This is a genomic window from Endozoicomonas sp. GU-1, from assembly GCF_027366395.1.
Classification (GTDB): Bacteria; Pseudomonadota; Gammaproteobacteria; order Pseudomonadales; family Endozoicomonadaceae; genus Endozoicomonas.
Genome location: NZ_CP114771.1, coordinates 4,016,807 through 4,040,839, shown reverse-complemented (window position 1 = coordinate 4,040,839; position 24,033 = coordinate 4,016,807). Strand labels below are relative to the sequence as shown.

At 47.3% G+C, this 24,033-nt stretch carries 25 protein-coding genes and 1 tRNA gene; 21 read left to right on the top strand and 5 right to left on the bottom strand.

The genetic code is table 11. From position 1 onward, the window contains the following. Positions 1 to 214 precede the first annotated feature (214 nt). From O3276_RS16905 to O3276_RS16875, 7 genes are all read left to right on the top strand, one after another. The gene (locus O3276_RS16905) at positions 215 to 487 is read left to right on the top strand and encodes a hypothetical protein (RefSeq protein ID WP_269672378.1); all 273 of its coding nucleotides are present in this window, start codon (positions 215 to 217) and stop codon (positions 485 to 487) included. A gap of 106 nt (positions 488 to 593) precedes the next feature. Next, positions 594 to 833, top strand: coding sequence for a type II toxin-antitoxin system Phd/YefM family antitoxin (locus tag O3276_RS16900; protein WP_269672377.1), 240 nt, complete (start codon positions 594 to 596; stop codon positions 831 to 833). Next, a complete protein-coding gene (locus tag O3276_RS16895; RefSeq protein ID WP_269672376.1) occupies positions 826 to 1,164 on the top strand; it encodes a hypothetical protein in 339 nt (112 codons plus the stop codon). The genes O3276_RS16900 and O3276_RS16895 overlap by 8 nt, the downstream gene beginning before the upstream one ends. Before the next feature lie 58 nt (positions 1,165 to 1,222). Then, entirely contained in the window at positions 1,223 to 1,654 is a 432-nt protein-coding gene (locus tag O3276_RS16890; RefSeq protein WP_269672375.1) for a hypothetical protein, read from the top strand. A gap of 184 nt (positions 1,655 to 1,838) precedes the next feature. Next, complete coding sequence (locus O3276_RS16885) at positions 1,839 to 3,194, top strand: tyrosine-type recombinase/integrase (protein WP_269672374.1); 1,356 nt, start codon at positions 1,839 to 1,841, stop codon at positions 3,192 to 3,194. A gap of 113 nt (positions 3,195 to 3,307) precedes the next feature. Then, positions 3,308 to 3,457, top strand: coding sequence for a hypothetical protein (locus O3276_RS16880; protein WP_269672373.1), 150 nt, complete (start codon positions 3,308 to 3,310; stop codon positions 3,455 to 3,457). Positions 3,458 to 3,487: 30 nt separating this feature from the next. Continuing rightward, entirely contained in the window at positions 3,488 to 3,628 is a 141-nt protein-coding gene (locus O3276_RS16875) for an alpha-amylase (protein ID WP_269672372.1), read from the top strand. A 16-nt stretch (positions 3,629 to 3,644) separates the two neighbouring features. Here O3276_RS16875 and O3276_RS16870 read toward each other — a convergent pair whose 3' ends face one another. After that, positions 3,645 to 4,787 (bottom strand): hypothetical protein, encoded by a 1,143-nt coding sequence (locus O3276_RS16870; protein ID WP_269672371.1) that lies wholly within the window; start codon positions 4,785 to 4,787, stop codon positions 3,645 to 3,647. A gap of 58 nt (positions 4,788 to 4,845) precedes the next feature. Next, positions 4,846 to 5,613, bottom strand: coding sequence for a reverse transcriptase domain-containing protein (locus O3276_RS16865; RefSeq protein WP_269672370.1), 768 nt, complete (start codon positions 5,611 to 5,613; stop codon positions 4,846 to 4,848). Between the two features lie 231 nt (positions 5,614 to 5,844). On the opposite strand from O3276_RS16865, the gene O3276_RS16860 reads away from it, so the two are divergent. The 13 genes from O3276_RS16860 (at position 5,845) to O3276_RS16805 (ending at position 18,631) form a co-directional block, all read left to right on the top strand. Then, positions 5,845 to 5,988: a hypothetical protein gene (locus tag O3276_RS16860; protein WP_269672369.1), complete on the top strand. Its 144-nt coding sequence runs from the start codon at positions 5,845 to 5,847 to the stop codon at positions 5,986 to 5,988. A 134-nt stretch (positions 5,989 to 6,122) separates the two neighbouring features. Beyond that, positions 6,123 to 8,339: a class I SAM-dependent DNA methyltransferase gene (locus tag O3276_RS16855; protein WP_269672368.1), complete on the top strand. Its 2,217-nt coding sequence runs from the start codon at positions 6,123 to 6,125 to the stop codon at positions 8,337 to 8,339. Further along, entirely contained in the window at positions 8,336 to 9,469 is a 1,134-nt protein-coding gene (locus O3276_RS16850; protein ID WP_269672367.1) for a restriction endonuclease subunit S, read from the top strand. Before O3276_RS16855 ends, O3276_RS16850 begins: the two co-directional genes overlap by 4 nt. Further along, on the top strand, positions 9,466 to 10,515 hold the full coding sequence (locus O3276_RS16845; RefSeq protein ID WP_269672366.1) for a type I restriction endonuclease: 1,050 nt from the start codon (positions 9,466 to 9,468) through the stop codon (positions 10,513 to 10,515). Before O3276_RS16850 ends, O3276_RS16845 begins: the two co-directional genes overlap by 4 nt. After that, the gene (locus tag O3276_RS16840; RefSeq protein WP_269676009.1) at positions 10,445 to 12,715 is read left to right on the top strand and encodes a type I restriction endonuclease subunit R; all 2,271 of its coding nucleotides are present in this window, start codon (positions 10,445 to 10,447) and stop codon (positions 12,713 to 12,715) included. The genes O3276_RS16845 and O3276_RS16840 overlap by 71 nt, the downstream gene beginning before the upstream one ends. 124 nt (positions 12,716 to 12,839) lie before the next feature. Then, positions 12,840 to 13,448: a hypothetical protein gene (locus O3276_RS16835; protein WP_269672365.1), complete on the top strand. Its 609-nt coding sequence runs from the start codon at positions 12,840 to 12,842 to the stop codon at positions 13,446 to 13,448. A gap of 422 nt (positions 13,449 to 13,870) precedes the next feature. Next, positions 13,871 to 14,122, top strand: a complete 252-nt coding sequence (locus O3276_RS25830; protein ID WP_442876528.1) for a helix-turn-helix transcriptional regulator — start codon at positions 13,871 to 13,873, stop codon at positions 14,120 to 14,122. A 2-nt stretch (positions 14,123 to 14,124) separates the two neighbouring features. Next, on the top strand, positions 14,125 to 15,000 hold the full coding sequence (locus O3276_RS16830) for a toprim domain-containing protein (RefSeq protein WP_269672364.1): 876 nt from the start codon (positions 14,125 to 14,127) through the stop codon (positions 14,998 to 15,000). Next, positions 14,993 to 16,672 carry an AICE element replication initiation protein gene (locus O3276_RS16825; RefSeq protein WP_269672363.1) on the top strand — a complete coding sequence of 560 codons (1,680 nt, stop codon included), beginning with the start codon at positions 14,993 to 14,995 and terminating at the stop codon, positions 16,670 to 16,672. Before O3276_RS16830 ends, O3276_RS16825 begins: the two co-directional genes overlap by 8 nt. Further along, positions 16,669 to 17,055, top strand: a complete 387-nt coding sequence (locus O3276_RS16820; protein WP_269672362.1) for a hypothetical protein — start codon at positions 16,669 to 16,671, stop codon at positions 17,053 to 17,055. Before O3276_RS16825 ends, O3276_RS16820 begins: the two co-directional genes overlap by 4 nt. Beyond that, positions 17,052 to 17,450: a terminase small subunit gene (locus O3276_RS16815; RefSeq protein WP_269672361.1), complete on the top strand. Its 399-nt coding sequence runs from the start codon at positions 17,052 to 17,054 to the stop codon at positions 17,448 to 17,450. The genes O3276_RS16820 and O3276_RS16815 overlap by 4 nt, the downstream gene beginning before the upstream one ends. An 85-nt stretch (positions 17,451 to 17,535) precedes the next feature. Next, entirely contained in the window at positions 17,536 to 18,201 is a 666-nt protein-coding gene (locus O3276_RS16810; protein ID WP_269672360.1) for a recombinase family protein, read from the top strand. A 25-nt stretch (positions 18,202 to 18,226) separates the two neighbouring features. Then, positions 18,227 to 18,631 carry a hypothetical protein gene (locus tag O3276_RS16805; protein ID WP_269672359.1) on the top strand — a complete coding sequence of 135 codons (405 nt, stop codon included), beginning with the start codon at positions 18,227 to 18,229 and terminating at the stop codon, positions 18,629 to 18,631. A 170-nt stretch (positions 18,632 to 18,801) separates the two neighbouring features. On the opposite strand, the gene O3276_RS16800 is transcribed toward O3276_RS16805, so the two are convergent. Continuing rightward, on the bottom strand, positions 18,802 to 19,692 hold the full coding sequence (locus O3276_RS16800) for a hypothetical protein (RefSeq protein ID WP_269672358.1): 891 nt from the start codon (positions 19,690 to 19,692) through the stop codon (positions 18,802 to 18,804). A gap of 191 nt (positions 19,693 to 19,883) precedes the next feature. Here O3276_RS16800 and O3276_RS16795 point away from each other — a divergent pair, with 191 nt between their 5' ends. Beyond that, positions 19,884 to 20,303 (top strand): hypothetical protein, encoded by a 420-nt coding sequence (locus O3276_RS16795; protein ID WP_269672357.1) that lies wholly within the window; start codon positions 19,884 to 19,886, stop codon positions 20,301 to 20,303. A 277-nt stretch (positions 20,304 to 20,580) separates the two neighbouring features. Here O3276_RS16795 and O3276_RS16790 read toward each other — a convergent pair. Together O3276_RS16790 and O3276_RS16785 are read right to left on the bottom strand one after the other, a co-directional pair. Further along, positions 20,581 to 20,656: transfer RNA gene (locus tag O3276_RS16790), tRNA-Thr, on the bottom strand. Between the two features lie 186 nt (positions 20,657 to 20,842). After that, positions 20,843 to 23,647 (bottom strand): ankyrin repeat domain-containing protein, encoded by a 2,805-nt coding sequence (locus O3276_RS16785; RefSeq protein WP_269672356.1) that lies wholly within the window; start codon positions 23,645 to 23,647, stop codon positions 20,843 to 20,845. Positions 23,648 to 24,033: the final 386 nt, after the last annotated feature.

Below are 24,033 nucleotides of genomic sequence, written 5' to 3'. Positions count from 1 at the left end.
AATCGAATGATCTGCCAGGCTGTGCAGTGGGATACTGCCGCACCGCTCTGGTTTTTTCGGTTGCCTGGTGTTTTGCACCAGGGGACGCTGCGGGGGATAATTGCCCTGGTCCAGCAGTCATCTGAATCTGAGGGGATACTTCCTTGATTTTTTGGTGTATTTCGGGCTTGTTGTTTTTACCTGGACATAAATTGTCAGTGATTAACACAACGGATTGAGAAGCGTCCTGAATATTCATAAAAATTCTTCTTTTTTTGTATTTCCCTACCTTGACAAAACCAATCCGCCAACCCTGGAAACCGAAATCCGGCTGGAAGACTTCCCATCACCGGAACAGCTCTGGCATAAGCTCTGCCTCTGGAAAGGCTATACCGAACAACAGCTGTCCATTATCACCCAGGATTACTACGACCAAAATCACCGGTCGCAAGGTGGTTCGTTCAGCTATCAACACCAGACACCCATGGAGGTGATTGCACGACTTTGAATTGGAGAGGCATTTTTAACGTTAACGGTTCGCCCGGAATAACCTGAACTTTTGGGCGCAGCGGTCTATAATCAGACCGTTAATAGACCGACAAAAGAGAGAATCCATGGAAACACAAACATTAAGCTACCTGAAACAGAATGCTGCCAAACTGGATGTGGAGGACGGCCCATTACGCATTACCCAGCATGGTTTACCGGTATATCGAATATATTCCGAAAAGGAAGCCTTAATGCGGGATGAGGCCATTGCCCTGCTCAAACTTGCCAATCGTGCTGAGAGAGATATTCGAAACGGGAACACCATGTCGCCGGAAGAGGCTCTCAAGAGGTTGCGGAATGAGTAAGCCTGTCACCGTCGAAATCACTGAAACCGGTTTTCTGACCCTGAGCTTGCTCAAAGGGTATATGAGCGCATTTTATAGTGGAGATGACTTGAGCCAGTTGTTGACTGAGCTGATTGAGACATCGACAGCGCTGATTCAGGATGTTGCCATAGGGCCTGTTTGCCCGGAGCTGGCTCCGGTCGGAATTCACGACTACCGCCAGTTAAATCTAATGAAACACTATAAAGTGTTATACCGATTCGATGATCAATCCGGTAAGGGTTACGTCATTGCATTTATGAGACAAAAACAGAGTGCAGAAAAGTTGCTGGTCGACCTGGCTTTGATGTAATGCCCGCCATTGCTTTTTATAGCAAGTATTAGCAGCCGAATCACAAGGATAAAGAGTCATGGCTACCATCAATATCTGGCAGCAGTTTAAATCACTCATTCCCGAAGGGGGGCGAACCGTCGTCACCATAACCAGCAACAACGGCGACGGAACCAGCAGAGCAACCTTGAGAGATGGTACAAATATCAGGGTTCAGGGAGAAACCATCGTACCAGGGAATAAGGCACTAATAGAAGATCGGGTGGTCAAAGTAGAATTGCCAGGGCTGGCGGTTTATGAGGTGGAGGTTGGAACTATAGTTTTCACTATAGGTTCTGAAGAGGCACCAGATAGAGCCACTTACAGAGCCACTTACAGAGCCACTTACAGAGCCACTAAAACCGTACGACATAAAAAAACAGCCATTGCTTTGATGTATCAATCATTGCTAAGTGGCTGTTTTTTACCAAATGTGGTGCCGGCACCAAGAGTCGAACTCGGGACCCACTGATTACAAGAGCTCAAAAACCGTAGTCCCAAAATAAATCATAGTGTCTTACCTTTCACTTCACTACACTGAAAGCCTTTATTTTCATAGAATCATAAGATATCAGAACGCCCATTCTGTTTCATCCGATCCGACTTATAACCTATAGTGTTACCCTATAGTAAAAAAATAAGTAGGTCACAGAATAATGAAAATACTTACGGACGCAGAAGTCCGCAGTACCGTTGAAGGTAAAACCAAAACGGAATCGCTGGGGCGTGGTAACGGCGCAATCGTATTTTGGCGGGAACGGGGAACCGTTCAATGCTACTACCGCTATTACTCTGGCAATAGACCAACCCTTATCCAGATTGGCCCTTACAAAGAGTCGAAGGCTGGTGCTGGTTACAAGCTGGTTGAGTGCCGTGAAAAAGCGAATGACCTGGCAAAGACCAAGCGGGAAATTGGCAAGCAGGATCTCAAGCAGCACCTGGAAGTAGAAGCAGATAAGGCCAGGCTTGCTCAGGTTGAAGCTCAGAGGCAAAAAGAGATTGAAGCGACCCGTGGATCATTGGCTGACTTGATCGAAGCGTATTTACAGGACATGGAGCGCAATGGAAAAGATAGCGTTCAGGAAGTTAGACGGGCTCTTGATAAAAATGTTCTGACTCAGTATCCGCACTTGGCGAGAAAGAAGGCACGGGATATTACGCCTGATGATATTGTAGAGATTATTCGCACAGTACTGGATCGTGATGCTCGTTCGCAGGCAGATAAAGTCCGAACCTACCTTCATGCGACCTTTCAGTATGGTGGGAATGCGGATTATGACCCTGCCAGAAAGGGTGGTAAGCGGTTTAACCTTTCCTCCAACCCCGTCAGCATTGTAAAAAAAGATACCAACGCCAATGAGACCCACGACAAAGTTTTATCTGAAGATGAATTGAGGGATTTTTACCTGAATATTCATCACACTTATAAGGTGGGCATTATCAGTACTTGTCTGGTACGAATGATGGTGGCTTCAGGAGGGCAGAGGCCCAAGATGCTGCTGCGGAGCCAGTGGAAGGATTATGATTTTCAGCGCCGAACCATGACTCTGATGGAGAAAAAAGGGAAAGGCAAACCCAGACCTCACACCATTCCCATGACTGCACGAATGATCAGGATCATGAGAATCGTCCAAGCTCACAATGAAGATTTACCCGGCCCTTTTTATACCGGCAAGGGGGAAGTTATGAGGCTGGACTCCCTGAAAAATATTTTTAAATATTGGCATAAACACCGCTTAAATAAGTCAGCGGAGCTTGGCTTGCCAGAACCGGAAAAGTTCACTGCCCGTGATATCCGGCGCACGATCACCAATCTCATCACTGATGCAGGCGTTCGACCTGAAGACAATGATCTGCTCCAATCTCATGACCAGACCGGTGTCGTTCAAAAACATTACGATCGTCATGATCATATTCACAGAAAGCGTGCTGCTCTCAAGCTATTTAATCGAAAACTGAGCCATGCACTGACCGGACGGAAGTGGAATCATCAAGAAGCACTTCAGCGGTAGTGATGAATTTTCCCGTGGCGTATCACTATCTAGCCCTACTCTCTTCAAATAACCTTATTTCCGGCAATCAGAAAACGATTGCCATTAATTTTCATGAAATGAGGAGGTTCGCCATGGGCGGTCCAGATACCGATGATATGAGCAAAGAAGAGCTGGATCTTTGGTCGGATATCAACAATCCAAATAACGACGCTGATATGGATGACTGGGCGGATGCTCATAACCCTAATAACGACAGTTACCTGGGTGATGACGACGAGTAATACCTTTTTTCATTATGTGGAGTTAAAGCAATGACTGATTCTCGTACACAGCAAAACCACAAATCTGACCAGGGTAATGCCAATAAAGGCACCTCCGGGCAAAACAGGCCCCATTCTCAGGTTCATGGTAACCGGGGTAAGCAGATGAACCCCAACCAACAGGATAAGTAACCCTCCACAAAGGTGGTCATTCTGATTTCAGGATGGCCGCTTTTTTATGCCTCTCAAAATGCTCATGAAAAGTACCAAACATTGCAGCAACATCTTCTACTGATAATTCCAGTTTCTGGATACCCGGTAAAAATAATTGAAGCAACCTTTCTATAAATGCGGCAGCAGGATAAAGCAGTTGATAATAGATCGGGTCATAATCCCCACGCCTGTGGATCAGTGATTCCAGAAACTCATCCACAACCTCTACCTTGGGCAAACGTTTAGCCTGGGTCCAGTCCACAAGTTTTCTTCGTTTACTCTCAATATCCGCTTCAGCGCCAGCATCCATGGGGACGTACTCAGCCATGTCATGCCACGACTCATAACCAAAATCTTTACGCACCTGTATAAAGTACATTTCTACCGGGGTGGTTACACTTTCACCATCATCCATGGGAGCTGGCAATATCTGACCAAGAATTGACCTATAACGACTTTCCTCGGGTTCTGCGGACAAGTTCTCCGAAAGCCACTCAACCTCAGCACAAGCAAGAATATCCATCTGCAAGCTGATGCAACCGTGCATAAGACTATGAGCTATCATCTTTTGCTTCATGAGATGTTGAATAGGATCTGATGGCGACTCTCTTGTAGCCTCCGCCAGTAGTTGATCAGGTATAGGCAAACCATAGCGATAATAAAATGGCTCTTGATACAAACACTCAAGAAGTTCTGCAGGCTGGTCTTTATAGTTACGCGCTTTTTTGTAGTAGGCGGATTCCTCATCCAAGATCTGTTTAAGGTATGAGATCGTCTGTGAAAAAAGTGCTCCTCCCGAACTATTCGATAGGCCATATAGCATCCCACGCCAATCAGCTTCACCGGTTCTCATCCCCCAAAGTTGCCTAAAACCAAACTCAACAATCAGCTTAAGTCTTGGGTTTTCTGTAAGCTTTTCAATCCATCGAGCTAGCTTGCCCTGCATAGATTTGGTAGGTGCTTTAACTGGATATTCAAGCAAGTTCTTACGAAGTGTCTTATCACTGATACCAATGCTTACACCAGTTTCCCGCTCAATAAGACGTAAAATGGCAGTGCCTTTAGGGCCACCCCAAAACTGAACAAACAGGGGGACTGGCAGGAAAAAAACCGGGGCTATGGGCATCGTCTTAGACAAAACATACCTCATGTTTTTTGTGGCCGACAAACTACCTGCCAGGCAGCTTTCGCTGTACTTATTTTATATTGAGGCTTTGCTGATGGTTGACCGACTCGATATAACCCAATATGCCCGCTATTTGATGGTAGTTTTCAGAGTACTGATAGATCTCAAGAAACTTATCAAAACGCTGATCACTCAACACCAAAGATGAGTGGGAAAGCTCGATATTAAAAGCAGTGACCTTTTCTGCCGGTCCCTCTTCCTTATCCGTATTCAAGGGAAAACGAGACCTTTCTGCTGCTTCTTTTACCTGAGTTAATGCTGCTTCTGCCGTTTCCAATGACTGAGTGGAAATAACAATATCGTCAACATAAACACTGACCTCAGTCCCCTTCGCCTTGCTTAATCGATGAAGCACAGTACCGAGTTTACTGTGGCGCAAACAGACTGACGCCAGTATAGGCGACTGGACAAACCCAAACGGCAAAATATAAGCCAGCTCTTGAGAGTCGGGTGCAGGCACAGTGGAGGCGATGGCAATCTCTCTAGCCTTCTCATAGCCAAGATACTCTTTGAGAGAGCGTGTGATTCTGCTTCGGTTGATAGCGTAGAAAAAGCGCTTCAGATCAAGATGAATGAAAAATTTACCGGACGTATGAGACTTAAGAGCCTTAACATGGCCGCCCTTCTTAAGATGGTAGTAGTAACCGGGGGCAAACCAGCAACCTTCTAAGACATCCTTAATTGATCTGCCGACATTAACAGATTCCTTGGAAGGTACAAAAACCCAGACTCCAGGCTTAAGTTCAAATTTACTGACCCATTTGGGGTAGGAAGGCATGATTTTGGTGTCGGTTGAAGTAGTTAAAAGCCACGCTCAGAAACGCAAACACGGCTATTCCAAAGTAAGCAAGGCGGGTGCCCAGCTTTACTATGTCACTAGCGAGTTTTACACGCTCCCGAGCCAGGCGATAATCGAATTTCTTCATAATTATCCTCCTCATCTCAAGCCCCGGCGTACCTAGCGCAAAGCGCATGACCTTAAAACCAACAGAGAGGATGAGAGCGAACAATGAGTCAGAGTCAGCTAACAGCCATCTATAAATCACAATGTGACGCAGATGAGGATAAGCAACGAGATGTAGCCTATCGCCGGGAGCACATAAACTACCACTTTATTGGACCATGGATCAATAACCACAAAACACCGCTATAGAAGCCCTACTCCGCAACCAGTAGAATAATCCGTTTCATCATCACTGAGCAGGCTCTGAGCATTCCACGAACAATATTCTTATTCGGGGCTGCCATTATTGTCTTGAAAGTTGCGTTGAACGCCCTGGAGAAAGCATGTCCCAACTGGAAAATATCGAAGCCATCGAAAAACGACTGTGGAAGGCTGCTGACACGTTGCGTGGTAATTCTGAACTGGCCAGTAATGAGTATTTTCTGCCGGTAATGGGGTTGATTTTTCTGCGTCATGCTTACAGCCGGTTCCTTGCTGCACGGCGTGATATTGTTGCCAGCCTTCCCAGTCGTGGTGGCAAGACCCGTGATGTGACCAAGGAGGACTTTTCCGGGAAAGGGGCCATTTTCCTCAAACCGGAAGCTCAGTTCGATTACCTGGTTGCCCTGACCGATGCTGACGACCGCAGTGGTGCCATTATTCAGGCGATGGAGTCCATCGAGTCGGAATACAAAAACCTGGAAGGTCAGTTGCCCAAACAGGAATACCGCAATATCCCCAACGATGTTCTGAAAATCCTGCTGAACACCCTGAACCCGGAAGAACTGCAAACAGCCAGCGGTGATATTTTTGGCCGTATCTATGAATACTTCCTCACCCAGTTTGCCGATCAGGGGGCGCACGATGGTGGTGAGTTTTTTACGCCGGTGTCACTGGTGCAGTTGATCGTTAATATTCTGGAACCTGACCACGGCAAGATTTTTGACCCGGCCTGTGGCTCTGGCGGTATGTTTGTGCAAAGTGCCCACTTTATGGAGCGTCACAAGCAGAACCCTCAGCAGCTTACCTTTTTTGGCCATGAGAAAAACCGTGTGACCACTCGCCTGGCCAAAATGAATCTGGCGGTGCATGGCCTGGAAGGTAATGTAGAAGGGGGCGACAGTGCCATCACTTACTACAAAGACCCTCATGCCGGGCTATTCGGCACGGTGGATTATGTAATGGCCAATCCGCCGTTTAATGTGGATGAAGTGGCGGCGGACAAGGTAAAGAATGACCCTCGCCTGCCCTTCGGCCTGCCCGGAGAGAACAAAAGCAAAAAGGTGCCCAATGCCAACTATCTGTGGATTCAGTATTTCTACAGTTATTTGAACAGCACGGGCAAAGCGGGCTTTGTTATGTCCTCCCAGGCATCCAGCGCCGGGCGGGATGAAGCGACGGTGAGAGCCGATTTGGTCAAGACCGGTGATGTGGATGTGATGGTGGATATCCGGGGTAACTTCTTTTACACCCGTTCGGTGCCCTGCCAGCTCTGGTTTTTGAATAAGGCAAAACCGGCGCAGCACAAAGACAAGGTGCTGATGATTGATGCCCGTAATGTCTACCGCAAAATGACCCGCAAGATTTTTGACTTCAGCCCAGAGCAACAGCAGAACCTCACTGCGATTGTCTGGCTGTACCGGGGAGAGTATCGGCGGTTTATTAAGCTGGTGATTGAGTATCTGAATGAAACCCTGATTCGTTTGACCGATGCACTGTTACCAACCCAACATCAGCGGGGTTTGCTGTGGTGTGCGGTCAAAATGCAACGCCAATTGAAAACCCTGCGTGGTGCCGTGACCGATCTGGATACACCGCCTGACCTTGATCTGGAGGGTTTCAATCGCACCCTTGACCAGCTTTGCACCAGCCTGGCCGGATTAAAGCAGCAGGTTATTCCCTGTCGCCCGGCAGCCGGTGATCTGCCGCTGGATGACGTGCATCAGCTTGAGCAGGCCTACCGGCCTTTTGCCGACACCTGTCGTGATTTGATTAAGGATGTGGACCATGCCGTTAAGCTGGCAACAGGTATGACGCAACAGGCGATCCGCCAAATTCGGGAAGAATTGCTGGCTAAGGATGGGGAAGCCAATGAACTATCGGCGACCATGAAAGCCGGTACCGCCGATGTAGCCGCCATGGTCAGCCATGAGCAAAAGCTGAAAACCCTGAAGGATGAGATCAACGGTCTGGGCAAACGGCGCACTGAATTGCAGCGTAATGGCAAAGCCATTGAAGAGTGGCGTAAGGTGGCCGTTGAACAGCTTAAACAGGTGCGCTACTGCCACCAGCAGGCTCATTGGCTATTGTCCCGCTTTCCGGAAGCTCGCCTGTGTGATGTGGCAGGGCTGGTAAAGCTGGTCACACTGGCAGAGATTGAAGCCGCCGACTGGAGCCTGACGCCAGGGCGCTATGTGGGTGTGGCACCGGAAGCGGTGGATGCAGATTTTGATTTTGAGGCGGTGCTGAAAGATATCCATATTGAGATGGAAGGTCTGAATCAGGAAGCGGTGGAACTGGCGGCTAAGATTGCCCGTAACTTTGAGGGGTTGGGGGTATGATTAGACAAAAAAACCGCATTCCTCTAACGGAGTTAATAACGCTTCAAAGAGGGTTTGATCTGCCCGAGCGACTCCGAAAACCAGGTTCCGTTCCGGTAGTTGCATCCACATCCATCAATGGGTTTCACTCAGAGGCTAAAGTATCTCCACCAGGCGTTGTGATAGGTAGAAGTGGAAGTATTGGTGGAGGTCAGTACATTACAGAACCATTTTGGCCTTTAAACACAACACTATGGGTTAAAGACTTCAACGGTCATCACCCAAAATTTATTTACTATTTTCTTCGCAGTGTAGATTTTACAAGATTTAATGCTGGTTCAGGCGTTCCAACACTTAATAGAAACCACTTAGGCAGCATTCTAGCTCCAAATTTATCAATCGGTGAAGAAGAGAGTATTGCCGATTTTCTATCGACCTATGACCACCTGATCGAAAACAACCGTCGTCGTATTCAGTTACTGGAAGAATCTGCCCGGCTGCTTTATCAGGAGTGGTTTGTTCATTTACGCTTTCCCGGCCATGAGCATGCCAAGATAACGGATGGGTTACCGGAAGGCTGGGAGAAAACTTCAGCCAGTAATGCTATGGAAATAATGAGTGGTGGTACTCCAAAAACCAAAGTGGCTGAATACTGGAATGGTTCAATTCCATTTTTTACACCTAAAGACACCACAGACTGCGCCTTCACGTTTTCAACAGAAAAGACCCTGACGGAGCTTGGTTTAGACAAATGCAATAGCAAGCTGTATCCAAAATATACAGTATTCATCACTGCTCGCGGAACTGTTGGGAAGCTTAGTTTTGCTCAACAGCCAATGGCGATGAACCAGTCCTGCTATGCGCTTGAGGGCAAGAATGAGATCAGCCAACAATTCCTGTACTGTTCATTGAAATCATCCATAGAGCAATTCAGGGCAAGAGCCAGCGGCTCTGTCTTTGATGCGATAGTTGTGGATACATTTCATCGCATTCCATTTTTAAGGCCAACCCAGCCCCTGATCAATGAGTTTACCGAGATAGTAGGGCAAACTTTTGAGCAAGTTGACAAGTTAGCTTTGATGAATCGTAAACTCACCCAAGCCCGCGACCTGCTGCTACCCCGCCTAATGAACGGAGAACTAACCCCATGAAAAGGACGACCGAGGATGCCCTGGCACAAGAGCCCACAGCCGACTTTTTGCTTCAGGACCTGAACTGGAATGAGTCAATCTTTGCCCAGAATGAGGTTTTTGGTAAAGAAGGTACCCTTGGTCGTAAGTCCGATAGAGAAGTGGTGCTGACCCGCTATCTGGCAGAACAACTGATCAAACTGAACCCCGGCCTGCCGGATAGTGCTTATCGGGATGCATTGCAGGAGGTGGTCAGCATCAGCAGTTCATCGTCCATGCTGGCCGCCAACCAGGAGAAAGCGGCACTGCATAAAAAAGGGGTGAAGGTTACCTGTCAGGATGAAAACGGGCAGCGGGTGCAAAAGTATCTGCGGCTGTTTGATTTCGATAACCCGGAGAATAACCATTTCCTGGTGGTGCGGGAATTCTGGGTACGGGGCGATATCTACCGAAGACGGGCGGATATTATCGGCTTTGTCAATGGCATCCCGCTGGTGTTTATGGAGCTGAAGAATGTCCATAAAGAGCTGCGTGCCGCCTACGACCAGAACCTGTCTGACTATAAAGACACCATCCCCCATCTGTTTCATCACAATGCCTTTATTGTGCTGGGCAATGGCATTGAAGCCAAAATCGGCTCCCTGACCAGCCGGTATGAACATTTTAATAACTGGAAACGTCTGCACGAGGAGGAGCCGGGTGTGGTGGATATGGCCACACTGTTAAAAGGCACCTGTAGCAAAACCAACCTGATGGACCTGTTTGAGAACTTTATTCTGTTTGATGAGAGTTCCGGTGAGTTAATTAAGGTGGTGGCAGGAAACCATCAGTTTCTGGGGGTGAATGAAGCGGTTCAGGCGGTGGTTGAGCGGGAAGCGCGGGAACGGAAGCTTGGGGTCTTCTGGCATACCCAGGGCTCTGGCAAGTCCTATTCCATTGTTTTTTTTACCCGCAAGGTGCATCGCAAGCTGGGGGGGGAATTTTACCTTTCTGATCGTGACGGACCGGGACGATCTGGATACCCAGATTTACAGCACTTTTGCCGGGTGCGGGCTGGTCAACCATGACCAAGACCCCTGTGTTGCCGCAAGTGGTAATGACCTGCAACTGTTACTGGGACAACAAAAGAACTATGTGTTCACACTGGTACAGAAATTCAACAAGAAGGTAACGGTCCCCTATTCCAACCGTAACGACATTATTGTGGTGACCGATGAGGCACACCGCACCCAGTACGGCACCCTGTCGCTGAATATGCGTGACGCCCTGCCAAACGCCAGCTTTATTGGCTTTACCGGAACGCCGTTGTTCAGCGATGACCAGATTACCGCCAAGGTGTTTGGGGATTATGTCTCCACCTATGATTTCCAGCGGGCCGTTGAGGACGGTGCCACGGTACCTCTTTATTACGATGCCCGGGGCGAGGAACTGGTGTTTAAGGATGACGAAGGTAAGGAGCATTCGGTGGCCTCGCCCAAAGGGTTGAATGAGAAGATTGCCGAGAAGCTGGAAAAGCTTGAAATTGACGATGTGAATGTGGAGCAGCGCCTGGAGCGGGCACTGAAACGGGATTATCACATCATCACCGCTACCAGCCGACTGGACCAGATTGCACGGGATTTCGTCCGCCATTATGCCAACGGCTGGGAGAGCGGCAAGGCCATGATGGTGTGCATTGATAAAGTGACCTGTGCCCGTATGCACAAGCTGGTGATGTTCTACTGGGAAGAGCATATCCGGGAGCGGGAAGCCGACCTGAAGAACGCCAGGGATGAACAGGATAAGATCTGGCGCAAACGACAGATTCAGTGGATGAAAGAGACCCTGATGGCCGTAGTGGTCTCGGAAGAGCAGGGAGAGGTTCAGAAGTTTAAACAGTGGCACCTGGATATTCTCCCCCATCGCCAGCTGATGAAAGAGGGCTTTGCCCTGGCTGATGGCAAGCGACTGAATATGGAAGAGGCCTTTAAGAAAAAGGATCATCCCTTTCGGGTGGCCATTGTCTGTGCCATGTGGCTAACCGGGTTTGATGTGCCGACGCTCTCGACACTCTACCTGGATAAACCGCTGAAGGCCCATACGCTGATGCAGGCCATTGCCCGGGCTAACCGGGTGGCTGAAGGCAAGAGCAACGGGCTGATTGTGGATTACTGCGGCATTCTGAAAAGCCTGCGCAAAGCGTTGAGTACCTTTGCCGGACGGGGCGACGATGGCCGGGGTAAAGATGATGACGGAGTGGACCCAAACCATCCCAATACCGAGCTGCTGGATAAACTGGCCGAGGCGATTACCTTTGTCCGCAACTTTCTTAAGCAGCAGGGATTTGAGTTTGATGATCTGCTGAAGCAAACCGGGTTTGACCTAAATGCGGCCATTGATGAAGCCAAAGAGGCGATCAATGAGAATGACAAAACCCGCAAGCAGTTTGGCATTATGGCCCGGGAGGTGTTCAAGCTGTTCCGGGCCTGTATCAATGTCAGCGGGGTTCAGCAGTACCGGGATGAGCGGGATGCGATCCATATTGTCTACAAGCGGTTGCAGCAGGATCAGGAAAAGGCGGATATCTCCCATATTATTCAGGAACTGCACGGTATTGTGGACTCTGCCATTGAGACCCGGAGTGAGGTTCGGGATGAGGACGACCAGAGCCGTTTATACGATATCAGCAAGATTGATTTTGACCGGCTGAAAAGTGAGTTTGAAGCCTCAAAGCAGAAGCGTACCACCGTTCAGAGCCTGAAAACGGCCATTGACCAGCGGCTGCATAAGCTGATGATTCAGAACCCTCTGCGGACCGATTACCAGGATCATTACGAGCGGCTGGTGAAGGAGTACAACCAGGAAAAGAACCGGGTAGTGATTGAGAAAACCTTTGAAGAGTTGCTGAAGCTGGCAGACCAGCTGAACGATGAGCAGAACCGCGCCGTTCGGGAAGGACTGGATGAGGAGACCCTGGCGCTGTATGACATTCTCAGGAAACCTGACTTGAGCAAGAAAGAGATTGCCGCGATCAAGAAGGTGGCCACCGAACTGCTGGCCACCCTGAAGCGTGAGCGGCTGAAAGTGGCGAACTGGCGGGAGAAGGAGTCTGCCCGTGATGCGCTTCGTCAGCAGATTTATGATTTTCTGTATGATGACAAAACCGGGTTGCCCGTGGATAACTATGAGGAGGCGGATATTGAGCATTTGACGGATGGAGTTTATCAGCATATTTACCGGGTTTATCCTTCGTTGCCTTCGCCGGTTTATGGGGGCGCTGTGCATTAATTGCACTGCCAGTGCCTTATTCTTTAAATAAGGCACTATCTGAATTGATCAGGAATTTACCGTTGACGTTTATTCTATTATGATTCCAGTTTGTCATGTTTGAGAGCATTTGAGACAGGCTGTAATGAATAACAAAAAGATCAATCGGTTTATTAATATTGAAGAATTAGAAGAATGGATGAGCCGTAACAATAAAACCAGTCCAATACATATCGACTATACAACCATCATTGATTTTGAAGGTAAAAAGAAAGTCCTCCACAAAAAGACTGCACCAATCATCGATAAAAAACCACCAAGAAAGAAGAAAAGAAAAGATGACCGGCTTGTGATTCCCATCAGAGGTTACAGAGGAAACACTCTCCGAATACTCCGAAAAGAACTTATAAAATATGGGTATATCCCAAAGACGATTTCTTATCAGGAATTCTCGAATATATGGCATGGCTCAGGCGATAAGATTGAGTGGCTTGAGAAAAAAAATTCACTTGGGGTTTTCATTAAATCAATACCAATCACTGAAGGGGGAGAGTACGGAAAATGGCCTAGGCTAGCAAGAATATTCTGGTCGAAGAATTTCAAAATCACCAACTTACAACAGGACTCGGCAAGGGAGACAAAGCAGGTCATAGCTCATAGAAATATTTTTAATGGTATTTGGCAGAAGGCAACAAAAAAGATTCCTGAAGATAATCTGGCAACATTAAGTCAGAAAAGATTTATTTCGCTATGACGCACCGGTGTTGACTAATGCTTCCTAATCGTAAAACAAATGGAACAAAATTTGAGACACGTGATACACATGTGGGGAAAATAGAAGACAGTAATTAAAATAAAAATTACAAGTTAAACATAGTAGGTAAAAATAAAAAAATATACTCACATCTTTGCAAATAGAAGTATTAAAACCCTTTATGACAGTATAAGTATAAAAAATGACTAGCCTAGCATTCTCATTTCAAGAAGCTAGGCAAAAAAAACTTCAAATATATGATTCCATGTAATCTTTTTTCTTGTCACCAAATTCCACCAATGCAAAATAGTTTTGTCTACAGTGTTTCATGTTTATACAACAGAACCTATTTGATAAGTTGAATCTATCCTTCTGCTTCTAATGAGTATGAAAGGTGCTTAATTAATCGAATTGGAGTTTATATGATGGTCATACACAGGGACGTAAATACACCTGTCTGTTTATCGGAGACCAGCACACCTCGCCCTTCCCGCCAGATGATTCGCAGACAAAAAATCCTAGAGCACTTCGACCTCAGTCGCGCCACGCTCTACCGACTTCTGGCAGAGAAAAAGTTCCCAGCCCCCGTATACCTTCCTGGCGGAGGGGCACGTTGGATTTTGTCTGAGGTGGAAGCCTGGGCTGAACAACGCATTCAGGAGCGGGAGGTCTGATCATGAACTTTCCGGAAAAGTACCTGGCCGTCCTGGCAGACAACGCTCTTTCCCCTGCCAGGCCTATTAACTTTATCAATGATGGCAAAATCCATCGCTACTGCGTCATGGGCGACCGGGTTGGTAGCAAAAATGGCTGGTATGTACTGCATGGCTCAGAGGTCATGGTTGCAGGATCATGGAAAACTTCCCAGCAGGTGGTCGTTCACAATGCAGAGCTGCAAACATTATCAGCCCACGAACGGCAACAGCGACAGCGTGCCATTCAGGAAGCACAGTCCAAGGCTGCGGTTGAGCAGTTGCGGCAATACTCAGTGACTGCCCGCAATGTCAAAAGCCTCTGGGAGGGTTCTCCCATAGCCGACAAGGATCACCCATACCTGATCGACAAACGGGTATCAGCCTACGGGCTTCGCCAGACTGGGGATAACCTGCTGGTACCTCTCAGGGATGCCAGCGGGAAAATCTGGAGTGTTCAGTTCATCGAACCCAGTGGCAAAAAGTGGTTTGCCAAAGGTGGGCGTGTGCGCGGTTGTTTTCACTTGATTGGCGAACCGGGAACAAAGGGCACATTAATGGTCTGTGAGGGTTACGCCACCGGCGCGTCAATCTTCAATGTTCTCGACAATCCGGTATTTACTGCTTTTAACGCCGGAAACCTGATCCATGCAGCAAAGGCCATTAAAGAGGCTTACGGATCTTTCATTATCATGATGGCCGATAACGACCGCCAAACGCCGGGAAATCCGGGCATTACCCAGGCTATGAAAGCGGCACTTGCGGTAAATGGAAACATACTCTGGCCTCCTTTCAGCGAGGGTCAGCCGGGCACGGATTTTAACGACTGGCTGGTTCCTAAAGGAGTGGGCCATGAGTAAAAAAAATGACAGCCAGGTTTCACTTCAATCGTTGATGGAGTCTGCCGCTTCGTCGGCTCCCAATGCCTCAGTTCTGGATCGGATAATCACTTTGGCCAGAGCCAACTGTGATCTATTCACCGATGAAGCCGGGAAAGCCTATGCCTCATTCAGTAATAGCCGTGGTATTCGAGAGACCTGGGGAGTTGAGACCAGCGCATTTCGCAAGACTTTAAATCATTGGCACTACCAGGCTTGTCAGAAAGTGGCGAAGAAGGATGTCATCAGCGAATCCTGTGAGCAGTTGGCTGGCTTTGCCGCTCTTGAGGGTGTGAAGCACTCTGTTTTTATCCGCACCGCTTATGCTGATGATCACTATTATCTGGACCTCTGTAACGATGACTGGAGTGTTGTAGAAATATCCTCGTCGGGTTGGCAGGTTTTGCCTGTCAGCCCAGTGAAGTTTATCCGGTCCGATACGATGCAGCCCTTACCAGTACCTGTTGACGGAGGTGATATCAACGAGCTATGGCAATTGATGAATGTATCTGAGGAAGATCGCCTTTTGGTCTTAACCTGGATACTCGATTGTTACAGGCAGAATACGCAAAAGCTGGTACTGGAGCTTCTTGGTGGCCATGGTCGTGGAAAGAGTGAAACCACTCGGGTATTGCGGGGGCTTATTGACCCCAATACCGCATCTCTGCGTCGTATTTCCAGGCAGGATGAAGCGTTGTTTGTCAGTGCCCAGGCCAACTGGATACTGACCTATGATAATGTCAGTCATCTGACCGATGACCAGCAGGACTTACTGTGTCAGCTCTGTACCGGTGCGGCTTTTGTGAAACGAACGGCGTACTCTAATGCTGATGAAACGGTTCTGAGTGCCCTGCGACCTCAAATCATCAATGGTATAACACCTGTGGCCACCCGGCTTGATTTGATTGATCGCTGTATCAGTACTGAACTTCCACCTCTCCTGCCTGAAAAACGAACCAGTGAGACCGACCTGAAGCAGATGTTCGTAAAGGCTCAACCTTCTCTGCTGGGGTCATTGCTGCAATTACTTGCTGATGCACTTAAGCGCTTGCCAGATGTCCATATTGATGAGTTACCCCGGATGGCTGACTTCGCCTTGCTTGGTGAGGCTGTCTGCCAGGTCCTGGAGAGTAAGCTTCCGTTTATGGCCATTTTTCAGCGCAATAGCCATGCACTGATCTCCAGCAGTCTTGAGGGCAGCCCGGTGGCCAATACCCTGATGGCGTTCTGCCAGCAGTATGGGGAGGGTGTGGTATTCAGTGGCATTGTTAGCCACTTATTCCATCGTTTAGGCAGTTTCAAGTCCGATTACCATGGATGGCCAAAGAGTCCACGAGGATTTGGCAATGTGCTTCGTCGGGAGCAGAGTGCGCTCAAGCTTATGGGGATAACGGTGAACTTCACCGGGAAGCAGCGTCAGGGGCGAACTGTTGAAATCATTTATAAACCCATAGATCAAAGTGCACGACATCCACCACATGCGCCGATGGCGCTCTCTACTGTTCCAGTGAATGCATATGGTGCACAACCATCTGATCAACATACACCAGAGAAACCTGATCGGCCTGTTTCCAGCGCACATGGTGACTGTTGTGCACATCGCCAAGCTGAAAATAAGTCTGACGATGATGAGCAGATAGAGCTGGCCATATGAGTATGACTCCATTGCAGTTACTGACCTATCTGGAATTGCAGGGTGTTCGTTTAGCGGTCGACTCTACGGGGATTCTGAAAGCCGTTGGTCCCAAGTCCGTACTTACCCCGGTTACTGACCTGTTCCGGTATTACAAGCCTGAGCTGGTCAGTCTTATTACGCAGGATGGGTTTGATATTCTCGTGGTGAAAGAGGCCTTGCGGTTTATCTCCAACGGCCTTGCAGTCACACCCGAGCTACTGGTATTGAAATACTTTACGCCGGAGGACCTGATGGATCTCAGCACTGGGCAGTATCGCAACCTGACTGCATTGCGGGATCTTATCATCAGTGATCCTGACTACCCATTCAGGGATGAATGCAACACAGGAGGTGACCCGTGAACGTAAAGCAGGAACGCTTTGTAAATGCTTACCTGATGGTTGGTAATGCGACCCGAGCGGCTCGGGAGGCGGGTTACAGTGAACGTTCAGCCCATACGCAGGGGAATAGAATGTTGAAAAATGATGAGGTTTTAAATGCCATTGCAGAGCGCACTGATGCGCTTCAGCAGGAATCACTTATTACCGCAGAAAGTAAGCGGGATACCCTCTGGCGAATCGCCCAGTTCAATGCCCAGGTCATCGCTGATGATGAGGGTCAGCTCAAGATGCGTAATCCCAGGGCCGCCACCGCAGCCATTAGCGAGCTGAACAAGATGGATGGTGATTATCGCAAGAATGAGGGGCCGATAACACAGGTGAACTTCATTCAGGATTTCGGTGGCGGCGACGATTAACCCTTGCCACATGCACAACGGACGTTGTTGTTTGTAGCAAACCCTCTATAACTGTTTATACCAATAAAAATAAAGATGTCAGAGGATGGTTGTGCAGTACGTCGTCTATCGCAGAGTTTCTACCCGTAAGCAGGGGGATTCCGGCCTTGGCCTTGAGGCACAGGATCGGGATATCAGTCTTTATCTCCAGAATTATGAACCTGGCGATTATGAGTTGCTTGGCTCTTTCGTGGATGTCGAGAGCGGCACTCATGATGACCGGCCTGAGCTGGGCAAAGCCATGGATATGGCCAGAAAGACCGGTGCCACACTGCTGGTTTCCAAGCTGGACCGGCTGAGCAGGAAAGTCTCTTTTATTGCCTCGTTACTGGACGACAAACGGCTAAGTTTGAAAGTGGCCTGTATGCCCAATGCTGATAAGTTCCAGCTTCACATTTATGCCGCACTGGCAGAGCAGGAGCGTGATTTTATTTCGGCCAGAACCAAAGCAGCACTGAAGGAGGCTAAAGCTCGGGGTACTCAACTGGGTGGCCTGAGGGATGCAACCCACAAGCGCAATCAAGCAGCCCGGCAACAAGCTCAGTATCGAGCGGATCGGCTTAAAGCGCTTGTCCTGCCAATGGTTGAACAGGGTAAAACAACTCGGCTGATTGCTGATGCACTCAATCGTGCAGGTATTCTTACCAGCCGGGGGAACCGGTGGCAGAGCGGGCAGGTGTCCAGGTTGATTGGTCGGCTCAGGGAGAAATGAAGGGGGGGGGGGGGAGGTACCCGGTATGCTGGACATAACTTCCCTGTGGGTGCTTTTGTGCGTTGGGGGGGGGGTACACGCGCGGTTGGTGATTTTGTTTTTTGATGAATGTGATCAATTTACTGATTACCAGCAACAGTGCTGCGCTATTCTTTATTTGTGTGTACTGAAAACAGGGAGTATTCAGGCCATGGAAAGGGAAATTTTAAAGCAACGACTGTACTCATTTCTTCTGTCCAATCCAGATCAGCCGGTCAATGTACTGGCTCGAAATACAGGTGCATCCAAAGCTCTCGTGAACAACGTGCTTTATAAAGATACTTGCTTTGGTTCTACGAGTAGTGAGCCTCCCCTTTGGCATGTCGTACCAAGCAATACTCATACTGAAAAACCAGTTTATAAAGAATCCAATAAACGGTTAGGGAGCTAACAAGACATCCTGGTTGCAAAGTAGGAGAGGGCACTTTAAAACAAACGCTTGAGCTTTGCTGAAAGCGCAATCAGCAAACTAAGAACTTCATGGACAGGTATCTGGCTATCAATCAGTTATCTTTTTGTAGAGCTTCTGAGGATGGCCTTGCTCATGGAAGCTTCCATAAATTAGTCACAGATCTGTCTTACTGAAGAATTCAACCTGTTCTTCCATTCTTGCAGATAAGCTAAATCACCAGTTTGCCGCATCCATTTTCTGGCCTCTTGAGCTATGGCAGAGTTTTCAGATCGCATCGATTCCCCATCCAAAAAAATATAATCATCAGGATGCCATGAATGTAAACTGACGTCTTCTAGAATCGGCGCGATAAACACCCGTCTGTCTAATAGGTTTACGATTTCATTCTCAGGTAATTCTGCGCCCCAGGGCTTAGAAGCCAACTCCCAGGCAGCCATTGAAATGCCTTGCAAATGAAGTCTCGCGGGCTGATGCCCCCAGTTAAGCTCATCATAGAGGTGATCTCGATAAATTGTAGTTTCACCTAAATCACCAATAGCTTCCCTGATGACTACAGCAAAGGGGCTCAGACTTCTGTGGCTCTGAAGCTCCTCAAGACTAGGCTTTGAGGGTTTGATAATTATTACCTGAACTTCCGGCCAGCGTATCCCTTGTTCGGCGATGCCTCCCAAGTGATCAATGATTACACGTAAATTTTTATAGCAATGATGGCTTGGGTATATTTCATCAATATCCCCGGTCAGCCATTCAGGATTAATAGAGAATTTTTCGGAGATTTCATCAAGCAGTTCATTCGTTATTTTTGGTATGAAAGCGTCGTGAGAAATCAGGTCGGCAAAGGTTATGCCATGCTTTGGATTAACAAACCCAACGATATTTGCCCTATTGACACCATGAGTTTCAAAAACCTGAAAAATTCTATCAGCAACCTGATGTATAGGGCTTGCAGGCTCGGAATGACCAATGACTTTCTTTACCCTATCCATTATACCGAGCGAATCGGCCAGAGTAGATATGACTTCAGCAACAAAAGACAACATCTTTACCATCCTTGCGGTTGATTAGCTTTGCAAAGAAAATCAGCTTCTATGGCGTCAGATTATGGCATGTGGAGCATATGGCTGTATGCCACCAGTTTCTTGCAAAAAAAATCCGGAACTTCCAGAGATTGGATAGCTCCTATTTTTGCCCTAGTCTGATAGGTTACTTCACACAACTTGAGTGAACAGTTATGGCAGAGCAATTTTTTCTGAGTATCCGTCAACATGGTGGGGTGTACTATCGTGATGGGTTAGACCCCAAGGGGCCTGATGCATTAGAAGAATTTGATGATTTTTTGCTGAATCTGAAACTCGTACAACGAATTTTCTTCGACAATGAGACAATTACCGGGTTAGCAAACTTCTCATCGTCGGACAGTGATAATGAGAAATACCCATGCATCCAGTTTATGGCTGAAGACAGTCAGGGGCTGTCGATTTTATGCTCTTTGATTTTCAAACCTGCTGGGATGGGTGAGTATCATCGCTATAAGCGACAAATAGAGAGTATTACTATTGATGGTATTTGTGAAAAGGTTGAGCAAACGGATGATAAACCAGAGCAAACGGAAGGGGAACTTATTCTTGAAATGGAAGCCGTAGACGGTTGATCTTTATAATCCCGCTCACCAAATCGACATAAACCTATAGTATTGACGAACTATTCACTATAGGTTTCTTACCCGCATCACCTTCTTTGCAACTCTCAAAGTTATTGATCTACCAACGACATGCTGGTTCGGTAATGGGTACAGAAATTATGCTCTGGGGAAGGATAAATAACGGAGCTATAGGGTATCAGGCTAATAACCTATAGTGATACCTATAGTAAATCTCAGATAGCAAAAAGCCCGAAGTGCTTACTAACGCTTCGGGCTTTGCTGTGTATGGTGCCGGCACCAAGAGTCGAACTCGGGACCCACTGATTACAAGTCAGTTGCTCTACCAACTGAGCTATACCGGCAAGGAACGAGGTGAATAATATTTATGCCGGGTGTGTTTGTCAACTTCCATGTGCACTCTGATCTTTATTTTGTCGCCAACCCTAAAGCCACTATTTTGCTGTGCGTTCGTAGGAGGAGCCCGGGAGCTGTTAACAGCTGAGAATACCGCCGGTTCGTGTCTAATCCATACTTTCAGTGGAATTTTCTCAGGCCAGCAGTTTTTTATAGCGTCCAAACTGGAGCAGCGCTGCTGCTACCTTATTGTTAAAAGGCTTATTCACATGCATTTGCTGCAGCCGGAAGTGATGGGTTGTGATTGAGTCCTTATCCAGGCAGCTGTTGATATAATCGGCCAGGGCTTTATCAGAAGGGTCAAGCGCTTCGAGTAACGCTTTTTTTTCAATACTGCCCAGTTTTGCTCCTTTCTGTAACAGGCTCATAATGGTGACTGGTCGCAATTGCAAAGGTGAGGGTTGAGGATCATTCCAGACAAAGCACAAAGGTCCATTTTCAACGTCTTTGGTCTTTATCTTGTCGGTATAAGAGAGTGCCTCTGCATAGCCGCCTTTCCTGGCAAGGTCTGACAATTTTTTCAGGACTTCCATCTCGGCTCCATTCTTTTCTATCTGCAACTTGAAGGAAAAGGCCATGGCCTTTAAAGCCTCCAGCGGCACTCCCATGTCCTGGGCCACTGGCGTTTGTCCGTAGGGAAGGAGAGAAAGATGAGGTTGGCCATGTTGCAACAGGGTCGTGGTCAGGTTGGCACCTTCACTTAACACCGGGAACCGGGAGCTTTGCACCAGTTTGTTGAAACTCTGTCTTGGCACACTGGGCATAAGACACAGAAGCAATTGGCCCTTGCCTGCCGCCATCAGAGAGGCCCGGTCTTGCCGGACCCGAAAGTCAATCAGTGTGAAACCTGTGGTTTTCGCGATTTCGTTTAACACACTCTTGCCATTTTCTGCCCTGTCTTCATCTCTAAAAGCGCTGGTGGTAGTGGTCACCACCACCGGGAGAGCATCCGTTACCTGACCATGGTTTAGTTTAATAGCGCCAAGCCAATTGGTTAATATCGTTTTTTTTAAGTGGCGCAGTGCATTATGATGCAAGCCATAAACTACAGCGGTTTCTATTTTCCCTTTAGCGGATAAATCACAAAGCTGGTTAATAGCAGAGACTAATGTCAGTTGATGGCTATCGAGGGATTCGGTCGATATTTCAGCTTCTTTTGGTTGCAGATCACCACTGGGAATAATGGAGTTTACCGGTAGATGCAAAGGGTGGATATTACAGTCGGGCATTGAACTGTTGTCGTTATTGATATAAGTGAAAATGGACAAGAAAAAGTTGTAAAGCAATGACCATAGGAGTTGGCCGCTATGATTTTTTGTAACTGATGTATCGGTATCCAGACACATCGCTTCAAATTCAGAGTAAAAACGATAGGGTTTTAAACTAATATGGGACTCTTGCACATAGCCTAATTCTCGGTACATTGCTTCGGCCTGGAAAAAGGAGAGGGTAACGGCAGCATTGATTTTATTCTCACCACGCAGGTTACAGCTGGAAATAATAACTTTGGTGTCGTCTATATAAATTTCCTGAATGCCCAGTCTAATCTTTATTCCCGGCAGTAAGTAAGCCAGCTTGGATAACGCTATACGCTGTTTCTTGACATATCTTATCTGCTCTTCACTATTAAATCTTTGTCGTGTAATAAAGTCACTGTCATCCGGTGGTGACAGTTGTGCATGGATCGTTTTTGCGCCCAAAGCAACAAGGGCCTTAATCAGTTCGACAGATGCCGTGGCATCACCCATGGCCCAGAATCGACCTTGTTCTTCATTTTTATTTTTATAGACGGGGCAACGTACATAAACCCCTATTTCCGGCAATGCGCTTATTAAAGCTTTAGCCCGTGACAGATATTCGGTGGACGATGCACTTCCGGACAAGCTGTCATCCATGTGATCCAATAATGGGTGTGGATACTTTCGTAAGTTTTGCTTTTCTATTTTATTGGCAATCTTATTTTTTTCCCGCTGCCAGGTGTGCTGGAATAGCGTTTTATCAAAATTCTTTACCGGCCGAAAAGGTTGCTTCATTTTCTCCCGGGCATCTCTGATCAATTTTGCACAGACTCCATTCTCTTTACTGCTAAATTCAGCAGCATATTCCATTTTCGTCAGTCGTTTGATAAAGAACGGTTGCTCAAGAAGGTATTGTAAAATGTCATGATAGCCATGTTTTACCGCTAATTGGGTCAGAGAACTTAAGCCTTTTAAATCAGGGTCTCTAGGGGTGAAAGAGTCTGGATAGTTATGCACAAGCCATTTGACACAATCCAACTGGCCACACTCAACAGCATAGCGAAGAGCGCTATATGGTTGATAAAAAAAACCAGCAGTATGTAAACAGTGGAGAATAACGGCCACGCACTCTATGTGTCCATTTTTTATTGCGACCCAAATAGGGGAATCAGGCTTGGACAACAAATGCTTGCCATTTTCATAATCCAGCATGGTCATTAAACCGGCTTTATTTCCGTATTGAGCCGCCAGGTGTACCGGTGTTTTTCCTGATTTGTCAGGATACACCAGTTCATTTTCCAGTATTAAGAAGTTGGGGTAGTTATTCAGTAAAAATTTCAAACAATTGTTTTGTTTTGCTCTGGCTGCAATATGCAGAGGTCGTTCGTCGTTGTCATTGGTTGCCTGAAACAGGTGTTGAGCTCGATCAACCAACAGTCGGCATAGGTGTTCATGGCCGTGTAACACGGCCAGATGCAGGACGGAGTTACCCTCTGCATCTTCAATGGCCAGGGCAAAGGGGTTATTGGTAATGCATTCTGTTACTTTGTCTGTATTCCCCTGTTTTATCAGGTTTATCAGGTCCAGGGATGAATTATAAAGATGGTTGTGTTGATCCCATGAAGCCTCCTTTGAAAGTAATGGCAGGCCTGGTATATCCATCACCATTTGATGTGTCGTCAGTTGATCAGATGATTCCAAAAATGCTTCTTTATCACAGGATTTGGCAGAGTGGTGACTAAGAATGGGGTGAACCTGGTTTAGTTTTACCACTCTTTTGGTGTGTAAACTCTCTGGTGGCGCTGCATTTTGTGCAAGCGGTAATGACATGCTCTGGGCAGAGGGTATGCTAATTTCTACACCCGTTTGGGGATTATCCTTTTCAACTTGAACTGTGGTGGTTGTATCAATCCCCCCCCGGGTGATTAGGTAATATCGGTGTTATTCCCCCGGCAGGCTGCATTGCTCTCACTCTCCTAAAGATCTTGCTACATTAATGGTGTTTTTCTTTTTGATGAACGCCAGAACTCAAGGCCTATTAACCACTTAGAAAATTCTCATTTTTTAAAAAAGGACACCCATCTATC